The 10,948-nt window shown below is 62.9% G+C and carries 12 protein-coding genes; 3 read left to right on the top strand and 9 right to left on the bottom strand.

Annotation, left to right across the window (positions count from 1 at the left end):
- Positions 1 to 80: 80 nt before the first annotated feature.
- The 8 genes from C100_RS27875 to relB all read right to left on the bottom strand — a co-directional run bounded on the left by C100_RS27875 (position 81) and on the right by relB (position 4,051).
- A complete protein-coding gene (locus C100_RS27875) occupies positions 81 to 437 on the bottom strand; it encodes a glycine zipper 2TM domain-containing protein (protein ID WP_024018307.1) in 357 nt (118 codons plus the stop codon).
- 193 nt (positions 438 to 630) lie between these two features.
- A complete protein-coding gene (locus tag C100_RS27870; protein ID WP_024018306.1) occupies positions 631 to 846 on the bottom strand; it encodes a hypothetical protein in 216 nt (71 codons plus the stop codon).
- A 101-nt stretch (positions 847 to 947) separates the two neighbouring features.
- On the bottom strand, positions 948 to 1,142 hold the full coding sequence (locus tag C100_RS27865) for a hypothetical protein (protein ID WP_024018305.1): 195 nt from the start codon (positions 1,140 to 1,142) through the stop codon (positions 948 to 950).
- A 248-nt stretch (positions 1,143 to 1,390) separates the two neighbouring features.
- Positions 1,391 to 1,603 carry a cold-shock protein gene (locus tag C100_RS27860; protein ID WP_024018304.1) on the bottom strand — a complete coding sequence of 71 codons (213 nt, stop codon included), beginning with the start codon at positions 1,601 to 1,603 and terminating at the stop codon, positions 1,391 to 1,393.
- A 189-nt stretch (positions 1,604 to 1,792) separates the two neighbouring features.
- Complete coding sequence (locus C100_RS27855; protein WP_084625291.1) at positions 1,793 to 2,932, bottom strand: hypothetical protein; 1,140 nt, start codon at positions 2,930 to 2,932, stop codon at positions 1,793 to 1,795.
- A 231-nt stretch (positions 2,933 to 3,163) separates the two neighbouring features.
- Complete coding sequence (locus tag C100_RS48730; protein ID WP_024018302.1) at positions 3,164 to 3,508, bottom strand: hypothetical protein; 345 nt, start codon at positions 3,506 to 3,508, stop codon at positions 3,164 to 3,166.
- Between the two features lie 97 nt (positions 3,509 to 3,605).
- Positions 3,606 to 3,884: a type II toxin-antitoxin system RelE/ParE family toxin gene (locus C100_RS27845; RefSeq protein ID WP_024018301.1), complete on the bottom strand. Its 279-nt coding sequence runs from the start codon at positions 3,882 to 3,884 to the stop codon at positions 3,606 to 3,608.
- Positions 3,881 to 4,051: a type II toxin-antitoxin system RelB family antitoxin gene (relB, locus tag C100_RS27840; RefSeq protein WP_024018300.1), complete on the bottom strand. Its 171-nt coding sequence runs from the start codon at positions 4,049 to 4,051 to the stop codon at positions 3,881 to 3,883. Before relB ends, C100_RS27845 begins: the two co-directional genes overlap by 4 nt.
- Positions 4,052 to 4,187: 136 nt before the next feature.
- On the opposite strand from relB, the gene C100_RS27835 reads away from it, so the two are divergent.
- Positions 4,188 to 4,811 (top strand): BRCT domain-containing protein, encoded by a 624-nt coding sequence (locus tag C100_RS27835; protein WP_024018299.1) that lies wholly within the window; start codon positions 4,188 to 4,190, stop codon positions 4,809 to 4,811.
- A gap of 3 nt (positions 4,812 to 4,814) precedes the next feature.
- Here the strand turns inward: C100_RS27835 and uvrA are convergent, their stop codons facing one another.
- The gene (gene uvrA, locus C100_RS27830) at positions 4,815 to 7,796 is read right to left on the bottom strand and encodes an excinuclease ABC subunit UvrA (protein ID WP_024018298.1); all 2,982 of its coding nucleotides are present in this window, start codon (positions 7,794 to 7,796) and stop codon (positions 4,815 to 4,817) included.
- 184 nt (positions 7,797 to 7,980) lie between these two features.
- Here uvrA and C100_RS49360 point away from each other — a divergent pair, with 184 nt between their 5' ends.
- Both C100_RS49360 and C100_RS27825 read left to right on the top strand, forming a co-directional pair.
- The gene (locus C100_RS49360) at positions 7,981 to 10,158 is read left to right on the top strand and encodes a calcium-binding protein (RefSeq protein ID WP_024018297.1); all 2,178 of its coding nucleotides are present in this window, start codon (positions 7,981 to 7,983) and stop codon (positions 10,156 to 10,158) included.
- 71 nt (positions 10,159 to 10,229) lie between these two features.
- Positions 10,230 to 10,948: phosphotransferase family protein (locus C100_RS27825; RefSeq protein ID WP_024018296.1), on the top strand; the 719-nt coding region annotated here is incomplete at its 3' end.

Genomic DNA, 10,948 nt, shown 5'->3' with positions numbered 1-10,948 from the left:
CCGAACTTACCGAAAAACTGTAATCCAGCGTGCGGCAATAGGAAAGGGCGCAGGGGGCAACCCCCGCGCCCTTTTTCATGTCATTCGCAGTTGACGTCGTTCTTGTCGATCGCACGGCCCGCCAGCGCGCCGCCACCGGCGCCCAGGATGGTGCCCAGCGTTTTCGAGCCACCGGGGGCGATGATGTTGCCGAGCACGCCGCCGGCAAGGGCGCCGACGATCGTGCCGGTGGTGCCGTCGTCACGCTTGCAATAATAACGGCCGTCGCGGTCGCGATAGATGGTGTCATTGTCGCTCAGGCGACGGCGGTGGTGGCGGGGGCCGCCATTGTTGTTGCTGGGCCGGTCATAGCCGTAGCCGCCGCCATAATTGTCCGAGGCGCAGGCTCCCAAGGGAAGCATGGCCAGGATGGCCGCTGCCAGGATCGGTTTGCGCATATTTTTTCTCCTCTTTCCAAACCCTGTCGGCGGACCAACCCCGCAGCGGGGCAATGGTTGCGTGCGGGTAACTATTGGGCTCAAAGGAAACCGCCCGCCGCTGCCGTGAGAGGGGGGATGCGGCAGCGGGCGGGCGGCGACCGGCGGGGCAGGGGGGATGCCGCCGCCGGAAACGGATGTGGGCGGATCGCCGTTAGTGGGCGAGCGGGCGGGCCGGGGTGGTCGCGGGGCTGACGACGGGCGCGGTGGCCGCATCGGTGTCGGCGGCGGCGCGTTGTTCGGCCAAGTTCGCCTTGGCGTCATTATAGCGGGTGACGAGGTCGTCCTTGAACTCGGTCAGCTTGCCCTCGTCATAGAGCTTCTTGCCGACATAGCCGGCGATGGCGCCAAAAATCAGGGTACGGATCATGGGATGCTCCTAGTTGGGGTTTGGAGCGATAACCGGTGGGAGGGCGCCGGGTTCCCGTGAATTTTGCCGGCGCGACAGAGCGGGCGGCGGATGCGGCGGGCCTATGCCTCGCCGGCGGTCGCCGGATCGCCGGCTTCGCGGCGGGCGCGGTTGCGCTCGGCCAGATCCTGGCGCTGGGCCATGGCGAGAAAGGCGGCTTCGGACCGCAGGCAGCGGTCGCGCACATTGTCGAGCAGGGCGATGTCGGCGTCGCTGCGCGCCTTGGCGGCGAGGGCGCGATAATCGGGGTTGGCCATGACGCAGGCTCCTTAGAGCATCGTGCGGAAAAATCGGAACCGGTTTTCCGTTCACAACGATGCGATAACAAAATCTTAGAGCGCGCGACCCGCATTCGATGCAACGCGGCGCGCTTTAAAATATAAAGGCCGGGCGCCATGGGAGCGGCGCCCGGCCGGCCCGCACTACCGTGCCCGCAGGCGCGGATTTCAGCGGGGGCCTATGGGCGGGGGCGGCGCGCGTTCAGGCGCGCCGCCCCGGACGCCGCTTATTCGGCGTGCGAAATGTTCACAGCCGCCATCTTGCCACGACGGTCCTGCTCCAGATCATAGGAGACACGGTCCTTTTCGCGCAGCGTGGCGAGGCCGGCGCGCTCAACGGCGCTGATGTGAACGAACGCGTCCGGGCTGCCGTCATCGGGAGCGATGAAGCCATAGCCCTTGTCGGCGTTGAAGAATTTGACGGTTCCGACGATGCTCATGGATATTTCCTTCTTTCAATGCGACGCGCCCCGTGTGGACACGCCGGGTTGCTAGAGGGGCAGGGAAAGAAGGAAGTTGGTGCCGCAAAGCGCCGAAAACCGTCGATTTGCGACTGTAGCGGGGCTTATATAGGCGGTTGTCCGCGCAATAGCAATGGCGCTGAGGCGTGCGGGCGCACGGGCGGCGCGTCAGCCGGGCGCCGCGATGGCGGCAAAGGCGGGCACGGGCGCCATGTCGGCCGCCCGATCCGGCCCGCATTCCGGCGCCTGTTCCGGTCCATATTCCGCCCCGGATACGGACGCATCATCCGCCGTTTCGGCGAGGGTGAAGGCGAAAAAATCGTCGCGCACGCGGGCGGCGGCCTCTTCATAGGGGCGGCGATCGGCGGCGTCGCGGGCGGCCAATATATCCTCCTCCTGCGGGGTCAATGCGCGTTCATACAGGTCGATGTCATAGACATCGTCATTCTGTTCGCCGTCAAAGCCGGGCGGGGCGGGAAAATCGGTGCGATAGGCGCCGGCATCCTCATCCCACCAGATGCCGCGCAAATGGGCCACCGCTTCGTCGGGCGGCAGGGTGGTGATATCGACCGGCGGCGCGCGAAGTTCACACCGTTCATCTGCGACGGAAATCCGCCGATTTTCCGCTTCCGCCGCGCCCCTGGGCGGCGCCATGCGAGCGGCGAGGAACAGGGCGGCGGACGCGCCGGGCGACAGGAGGGCGGCGGGGGCGTCGCCATCCTCCTGCGGCGCGGGGGTGTCGGGCATGGTGCCGTCGAACATCCGGGCGTCGTCCATCTGCCGCGCGGAGGGTTCCGCGCCGGGACGGGGCAGGTCGAGGCGATCGACCTCTTCGCGCATATCCTTCTCCGGGCAGAGCATGTCGCAATAGGCGACGAAATCCTGGGCGACGAGGCGGGCGAGCGCGGCGTCGCTCCCTTCGGCCGGGCAATCGGCCATGCGGTCGAGCCGCGCCAGCATCGACATGGCGAGCCGGTTGTCATGGCGATGGCGGGTGATTTCGTAATTATCGGGATCTTTGCGGATCGTGTCCTGGCTGCCCATTATCGCGCGGGCGAGCAGATCGTCGGCGAGGCGCGCGCGGGCGATCAGGATGGCCGCGTCCCAGCCCAGGCGAAAGGCCGCGCCGTCGCGGCGGATGCGCAGCGCATAGGCGGAACGGGTGGTGATGCGCACCGCTTCGCAGGCCAGGCGGATGACGCCGGTGGCCGCGAGCGTTTCGAGAAAGCGCCGCTGGCGCGCGGGGCTCCAGCCGTCGGCGCGGGTCTGTTCGGCGGGGGCAGGGAGCGGGGGGAATTGGCAGGTCATGGCAAGGCCCTTTTCCAAAAGGAGGGATTTGCCGCGAGCGTAGGCCGATCAGGTGCGTGTAGGACAGCGCAATAGGATTTCGTGGCGGCGCACCGGGCGCCATGGCCCCGCGCGCCGCCATGGTGCGGATCAGAGCGCGCTGCGTCAGATCGGACGCAGGGAGCGCGCTCCAAGCTTTGTGGTCGCATCGTCTTGAGCGGAAAACCGGTTCCCGCTTTTCCGCACGATGCTTTATTGCGTGAACATCTTGTCGTCGGTGACGATCAGGTTGGTGACGCCGCAATAGTCGACCGGGCTGTTGAATTCGCTGGCGTCGGCAAAGACGACGCGGGTCTGCACTTCGCAGCGTTCGTCGCCGGCGAAGAATTTGAGCGGGCGGGTGGCGCCGGGCTTTACCGGCAGTTTGAGCCAGTCGTTGGACCAGCTGCCATCCTTGCGCTTGGTGTAGAATTGGATGGCGTCGACGGTGGATTTGTTGACGAGGACGAAGGCGTTGTCGTCATCGTCACCGGCGTGGGCGGCGGGTGCGATAGCGAGCAGCATGGCGGCCGAGACGGCGGCGATAAGCGATTTCATGAATTTTGCCCCTCTGATGGCCGCGCGATGATGTGGCGTGGCCGTGCGGAAGGATTAGCGGCTTGCGGAGGATTTGCCAGCGGGATGTTGGTAGGGATCAGGGATATTGTTGGCGGGCATGAACCAGCGCCAGTATTTCTATTGCGTCAGCCGCTACGCGGTAGATCAGGATGTAATTGGGGTGGATAACTGCCTCCCTTGTACCCGGCGTACGGCCGGGGCGATATGCATAGGGATGATTGGGGAGGTTGTCGGCAGCATGGAGAACAGCAACGTGGAGACGATCGGCCGCTGGCTTGTTCCGTGCGCCAATATATTCGAGGATGGTCAGGAGGTCCGCTTCGGCCTCGTCATCCCACGCGACCGGCAGGGTCATTTATATTTGTCGAGAACAGCCTGTGCCTTGGCCATCACTGCATCATGAGGGACACGCGGCCTAGTGGACGCAAGGGCGCGCTCCACCTTGGCGCGGACCCATGCATCGTGGGCCTCGGCGTCCTCAGTCGTCGCGAACTCGGACTCGATGGGGGTGAACTTGGTCATGTGACGTTTATATCAGGCTGGCACATTTGTGCCAATCCTACCGGTATTTAAAGTCGCTATTAAGCTCCAATTCGGATCCAAATTGATCGTTGACCCGTGCTGCTTCCAACTGCAATCTTCGCGCGGGGAGAAATTTATGTCTGAAGAGCAGCTGCACAATATATATGGCCAAGATCGTATTACATCTAGGCAGATCGACGAGCTGGTCGGCTTGGCTCGAGGTATCGCCGCTGACGAGAAGATCAATCAGGCAGAAGTCGAGTTTTTGCAGAAGTGGCTCGCAGCTAACATGGCGATTAGCGATCAACCGCTCATTCGAAAACTTTATGACCGTGTGAACGATGTGCTGGCGGATGGCATTGCAAATGAGGATGAATGCAGAGATCTGCTGGACACGTTGAACAGGTTTTCGAACCGAGATTTCGAGCTTGGTGAGGTCCTGAAATCAAGCTCGTTGCCCCTTTGCGACCCTGCGCCGACTTTGGCTTTTACCGGCTATCGTTACTGCTTCACTGGAACATTTAACTTTGGTGGACGCAAAGATTGCGAATTGGCAATCGAAGTTAGGGGCGGTGCTGCGGGAAGCTTGACGCAAAAGACGAATGTTTTGGTAATCGGTATGTACGCTACTGAATCATGGAAGCATTCATCGTTCGGGAATAAGATCCTTAAGGCGGTGGATATGCGCGAAGAAGGCGCGCCGATCTCGATTGTTTCGGAAGATCATTGGGTCAAATATCTGCACCCTCTCGCTCTTTAAAACTCACTCCGCCGCCACACTCTCCAACCCCAGCAGCGGCGCGAGATAATGCCCGGTAAAGCTGCGCGGCTCCTTCGCGACCTTCTCTGGCGTTCCCTCGGCCACGACTTCGCCGCCCTTGACGCCACCCTCTGGTCCCATGTCGATGATCCAGTCCGCCGTCTTGATGACGTCGAGATTATGTTCGATCACGACCACGCTATTGCCCTGATCGACCAGCGCGTGGAGGACTTCCAAGAGTTTGCGGACATCCTCGAAATGCAGGCCGGTGGTGGGCTCGTCCAATATATAGAGGGTCTGGCCGGTGGCGCGACGCGAGAGTTCCTTGGCGAGTTTGACGCGCTGGGCCTCGCCGCCCGAAAGGGTCGTGGCCTGCTGGCCGACCTTGACATAACCCAGGCCGACTTCGGCGAGCATCGCCATCTTGTCGCGGATGGGGGGCACGGCCTTGAAGAATTCGACCGCATCCTCGACCGTCATGTCGAGCACGTCGGCGATCGAGCGCCCCTTGAACTTCACCTCCAGCGTTTCGCGATTGTAGCGCGCGCCGTGGCACACGTCGCAGGTGACGTATACGTCGGGGAGGAAGTGCATCTCGATCTTGAGCACGCCGTCGCCCTGACAGGCTTCGCAGCGGCCGCCCTTGACGTTGAAGCTGAAGCGGCCGGGCTTGTAGCCGCGCGCCTGCGCTTCGGGGAGGCCGGCGAACCAGTCGCGGATGTTGGTGAAGGCGCCGGTATAGGTGGCGGGGTTGGAGCGCGGGGTGCGGCCGATGGGCGACTGGTCGATGTCGATCACCTTGTCGCAATGTTCGAGGCCCGTCACCTTGTCATGCGCGCCCGCGATGATGCGCGCGCCGTTCAGCGCACGGGCGGAGGCGGCGTAGAGCGTGTCGATGGTGAAGCTGGACTTGCCCGATCCCGACACGCCGGTGATGCAGGTGAAGGTGCCGAGCGGGATCGACGCGGTGACGCCGTTCAGATTGTTGGCGCGGGCATTGTGGACGGTGAGCTTCTTGCCCGAGCCCTTGCGGCGCTTTTTGGGCACGGCGATGGCGCGGGTGCCGTTGAGATAATCAGCGGTCAGCGAGCCCTTGGCCTTCAGGATTTGGGGCAGCGTGCCCTGGGCGACGATCTGCCCGCCATGGACGCCCGCGCCCGGTCCCATGTCGACGATATAGTCGGCGTGGCGGATCGCGTCCTCGTCATGTTCGACGACGATGACGCTGTTGCCGAGGTCGCGCAGGCGCTTCAGGGTCACCAGCAGCCGGTCATTGTCGCGCTGGTGCAGGCCGATCGAGGGTTCGTCGAGGACGTAGAGCACGCCCGACAGGCCGCTGCCGATCTGGGAAGCGAGGCGGATGCGCTGGCTTTCGCCGCCCGACAGGGTGCCGCTGGTGCGGTCGAGGTTCAGATAGTCGAGGCCGACATTGTTGAGGAAGCCCAGGCGCTCGACGATTTCCTTGAGGATGGCGCGGGCGATCTGGTTCTGCTGATCGTTGAGCGCGTCGGGCATCGCGGTGAAGAAGGCGAGCGCGTCCACCACCGAGCGGCGGGTGGAGAGGGAGATATCCTCGCCCGCGATCTTCACGGCCAGCGCTTCGGGCTTCAAGCGGGCGCCGTGGCAGGTCTCGCACGGCATGGCGGTCTGATATTTGCTCAGTTCCTCGCGCATCCAGGCGCTCTCGGTCTGGAGCAGGCGGCGGTTCAAATTGCCGATGACGCCCTCGAACGGCTTCTTGACCTCATAGGATTTGCGGCCGTCCATGAATTTGAGCGTGACCGGCTTGCCGCCGGTGCCGTGCAGGATGACGAGCTTCACTTCGCCGGGCAGATCCTGCCACGGCGTGTCGAGGGAGAAGCCGAACTCCCTGGCGAGGGAGCCGAGCACCTGCATATAATAGGGGCTGGGCGGGTTGGACTTGGCCCAGGGGACGACCGCGCCCTTTTTGAGGCTGAGCGCTTCGTTGGGGACGACCAGTTCGGGGTCGAAAAGCTGCTTTTCGCCCAGGCCGTCGCAGGCGGGACAGGCGCCCATTGGGGCGTTGAAGGAGAAGAGGCGCGGCTCGATCTCGGCTATGGTGAAGCCGCTGACCGGGCAGGCGAATTTTTCGGAGAAGACGATGCGGTTGTCCGGCACGCCCGCGCCCTTCATCTTGCCAGCCGTCACCCCGGCGGAAGCGGGGGTCTCAAGCGTTGGCGCGCCGTCGCCTGAGATGCCGGCCTGCGCCGGCATGACGGATCTGGTGAGGTCGGCGACCGTTCCGTCGGCCAGATCGACATAGGCGAGGCCGTCGGCGAGCTTGAGCGCCTGTTCGAAACTGTCGGCGAGGCGCGTGCCCATGTCTGGTTCGACGGCCAGGCGATCGACCACGACTTCGATGTCGTGCTTATATTTCTTGTCGAGCGCGGGCGCATCCTCGATCAGCATCATGTCGCCGTCGATGCGGACGCGGGTATAGCCCGCCTTCTGCCATTCGGCGAGTTCCTTGCGATATTCGCCCTTGCGACCGCGCACGACGGGGGCGAGCAGGTAGAAGCGCGTGCCCTGTGGCAGGGTCATCACCCGATCGACCATCTGGCTGACCGTCTGGGCGCTGATGGGTAGGCCGGTGGCGGGCGAATAGGGGATGCCGACGCGCGCCCAGAGCAGGCGCATATAGTCGTAAATCTCGGTCACGGTCGCGACGGTGGAGCGCGGATTTTTCGACGTGGTCTTTTGTTCGATGCTGATCGCGGGAGACAGCCCCTCAATATGTTCGACATCGGGCTTCTGCATCATCTCCAGAAACTGGCGCGCATAGGCAGAGAGCGACTCCACATAGCGGCGCTGCCCCTCGGCATAGATGGTGTCGAAGGCGAGCGAGCTTTTGCCCGAACCGGACAGGCCGGTGATGACGATGAGGGAATCGCGAGGCAGGTCGACGTCGACGCCCTTGAGATTATGCTCGCGCGCGCCGCGGACGGAGATGTGGGTGAGGCTCATGGGTTCGTTCTTTATTTGTTCAGGAAGGGCAGGGCAAGACAGGCAATGGCTGTGGCAACGGATGTAGGAGATGCGTCCGTCCTCGCAAGGACTTGTCTGATGTAGTGTGTGCTTCTATCCACCATGGTTCACGCTTGTATTTCCGTGGCTGTCGCGGGTCTGAACGGTCGGAGAGGATGGTCAAATGACGGATTTTTTGGGAGGTCCGGAAGACAATGATTTCTTCGTTACTAATATAGGCGGCAACGTCTTTGTAGATGGTGGCGATGGTTATGACCGGCTGATTATCGACTGGTCCGACGGCATCGGAACTGAATTGAGTTGGGCCGGGCCACAATTTGAGGCCGGGTTCGTTTTTTTCGGATGGTGGAACGAAACATTCCTTAGTGTGAAAAATGTGGAATTCATCGATTTTCGTCTCACCTCCAACAACGATATGGTCGAACTTTTCGGCAGCGCACCAATAGCGTTTGACGGTCGTGGCGGGATCGACATTTTTTCCGGCGATTTTTCATCGAGCCTGAAGCCGATTGTCTTTGAGGCTAACGAAACGCCGGATGCCGTATCGGTTTTTGTCGGGCAGGGCACCGAGCTAAAGAATGTCGAGCGGATCTGGGTTAGTGGCAGCCAATGGAACGACCGGATCAAGGCCGGCAGCTATGACGATATGTTGTATGGTCATGGTGGCGACGATCGGCTGATCGGCGGTGCCGGTGATGACATCATCGATGGCGGTGTCGGGGATGATTATCTGGCCGGTGGTGAAGGCAATGACAGGTATATCAATCCGGAGGACGGAGACATCATCGTAGAGAATGCCGACGAAGGCATTGATACGGTCGACACGCAGGCCGATCATTATGTGCTGAAAGCCAATGTCGAGAATTTGGTGTTCCGAGATGACGGAATTTTCACGGGTACGGGCAATGAACTCGACAACTTCATGCAGGTGCTCGACTATTCATCGACGGCGAAGCTGAACGGTATGGCCGGAGCAGACATCCTATTTTCTCTTGATGGCGACGACATTCTGGATGGCGGGAGCGGCGCGGATTTCATGCAGGGCGGCTATGGCAATGACCGCTATATTGTCGACAATGTAGGAGATGTCGTCGTCGAGCAGGCTGGACAGGGGTTCGACACGGTCGATACCAGCATCAGCTATACGCTGACGGAGAATGTGGAATCGCTGCGGCTGATCGGGATCACTGGCGCGGTCGATGCGCATGGTAATGACGGCAAAAACTGGCTGAATGCTGTGTGGGTCGATGTTGCGCCGGCAGCGGGGACGATGATCCGGCTGTTCGGCGAAGGCGGTAATGATGATTTGCAGGGGTCGCGCTTTGACGACCGGCTGGATGGCGGCACTGGTGCCGACCGTATGACCGGTGGATTTGGCAACGACCGCTATGTCGTCGACAATGTAGGCGACATGGTGATCGAGAAGGCCGGCGAGGGCTTCGACACGGTCGATACCAGCATCAGCTATACATTGACCGCCAATGTGGAGTCGCTGCGGCTGATCGGGATCACTGGCGCGGTCGATGCGCATGGTAATGACGGCAAAAACTGGCTGAATGCTGTATGGGTCGATGTCGCGCCGGCAGCGGGGACGATGATCCGCCTCTATGGCGAGGGTGGCGACGACAACCTGCTGGGGTCGCGCTATGGCGACCGTCTGGATGGTGGCACCGGCGCTGACACTATGACCGGCGGGGGCGGCAACGACCGCTATGTCGTCGATAATGTAGGTGACGTGGTGATCGAGAAGGCCGGCGAGGGCTTCGACACGGTCGATACCAGCATCAGCTATACATTGACCGCCAATGTGGAATCGCTGCGGCTGATCGGGATCACTGGCGCGGTCGATGCGCATGGTAATGCAGGCAATAACTGGCTGAATGCGGCCTGGGTCGATGTGGCGCCAGCGGCGGGGACGATGATCCGGCTGTTTGGCGAAGGCGGCAACGATAATCTGCTGGGGTCGCGTTATGGCGATCTGCTGGACGGCGGCGCGGGGTCCGACATGCTGACCGGCGGTGCCGGCAATGATCGCTTCCACTTTGGCGATGTGCTGGACGCCGCGACCAATGTCGATACCATCCTCGACTTCCAGAAGGGGGATGTCATCGAACTGGATGACGCGATCTTCTCCGCCTTGTCCGCAGGCGCGCTCGATGCCGGCCAGTTCGTCGCCAATGCGGACGGGGTGGCGACTTCGGCCGACAACCGCATCATCTATGACACGGACAGCAGTCAGCTCTTCTACGATGCGGACGGATCGCTGGGCGGGGCGGCGATCCTGTTCGGCGTCGTCGCTGGGCATCCGCCGCTGACAGGCGCGGACTTCGTGGTGGTGTAACGATCAGTGCGCTTGGCCGGCTTGCAAACGGGCTGGCCAAGCGGCGCGCGAGCGGGCAGAGGCTGAAGGCGATGCACGCGCCTGATCCTTCGACCTTTATCGCGGCCGGCGCGAGCGCGCAGGTGTTCCGGCTGGACGGCGGGCGCGTGCTCAAGCTGTTCCATGCCGGCATCGACCCTGGCATCGTGGTGCGCGAGTATGAGATTGCGCGGGTCGTCCAGGCCAGCGGGCTGCCGGTGCCCGACGTGTTCGGCCAGACCGAGGCGGATGGGCGGCCGGGCATTATCTATGCCGAAATGCGCGGGCCAAACCTGCTCGCCTATATCGCGCGCAAGCCGCATCGCGCGCGCTGGGCGCTGGACCAGATGGCGCGATTGCAGCAGCAGATCCAGGCCTGCCGCGTGCCGACGCTGCGCAGCCGCAAGCTGGTGCTGATGGAGGATATTGGCGCGGCGCCGGTCGGCGACGAGCTGCGCGCCGCCGCGATCGCGCGGCTGGAGCAGCTGGACGAGGGGGACGGGCTGACCCATGGCGACCTGCACCCCGGCAATCTGATCGTCACGGCGCAGGGCGTGGCGGTGATCGACTGGTCGCGCGCGGCGCGCGGAACGATCGCCACCGACCTGGTGCGGACGGAGATGGTGATGCGGTTCGGGCCGGGACGCGCGGGCGCGCCGGTCGGGGCGGCCGAAGGCGCGATCCGCGATATGGCGAGCGGCTGGTATGTGCGGCGCTATCGCGCGCTGACGGGGCTGGACCCCGAGGCGCTGACCGCCTGGCGCGCGCTGTT

Origin of the sequence: Sphingobium sp. C100 (assembly GCF_000508185.1) — a bacterium.
GTDB lineage: Bacteria > Pseudomonadota > Alphaproteobacteria > Sphingomonadales > Sphingomonadaceae > Sphingobium.
The sequence above is the reverse complement of the archived record's forward strand: the minus strand, read 5'-3'. Positions and strand labels throughout refer to the sequence as shown.

Excerpts from the sequence above, each read along its gene's own strand:
- C100_RS27875 (WP_024018307.1), bottom strand. The coding sequence starts at position 437 with ATGCGCAAACCGATCCTGGCAGCGGCCATCCTGGCCATGCTTCCCTTG.
- C100_RS27870 (WP_024018306.1), bottom strand. The coding sequence starts at position 846 with ATGATCCGTACCCTGATTTTTGGCGCCATCGCCGGCTATGTCGGCAAG.
- C100_RS27865 (WP_024018305.1), bottom strand. The coding sequence starts at position 1,142 with ATGGCCAACCCCGATTATCGCGCCCTCGCCGCCAAGGCGCGCAGCGAC.
- C100_RS27860 (WP_024018304.1), bottom strand. The coding sequence starts at position 1,603 with ATGAGCATCGTCGGAACCGTCAAATTCTTCAACGCCGACAAGGGCTAT.
- C100_RS27855 (WP_084625291.1), bottom strand. The coding sequence starts at position 2,932 with ATGACCTGCCAATTCCCCCCGCTCCCTGCCCCCGCCGAACAGACCCGC.
- C100_RS48730 (WP_024018302.1), bottom strand. The coding sequence starts at position 3,508 with ATGAAATCGCTTATCGCCGCCGTCTCGGCCGCCATGCTGCTCGCTATC.
- C100_RS27845 (WP_024018301.1), bottom strand. The coding sequence starts at position 3,884 with ATGACCCTGCCGGTCGCGTGGGATGACGAGGCCGAAGCGGACCTCCTG.
- relB (WP_024018300.1), bottom strand. The coding sequence starts at position 4,051 with ATGACCAAGTTCACCCCCATCGAGTCCGAGTTCGCGACGACTGAGGAC.
- C100_RS27835 (WP_024018299.1), top strand. The coding sequence starts at position 4,188 with ATGTCTGAAGAGCAGCTGCACAATATATATGGCCAAGATCGTATTACA.
- uvrA (WP_024018298.1), bottom strand. The coding sequence starts at position 7,796 with ATGAGCCTCACCCACATCTCCGTCCGCGGCGCGCGCGAGCATAATCTC.
- C100_RS49360 (WP_024018297.1), top strand. The coding sequence starts at position 7,981 with ATGACGGATTTTTTGGGAGGTCCGGAAGACAATGATTTCTTCGTTACT.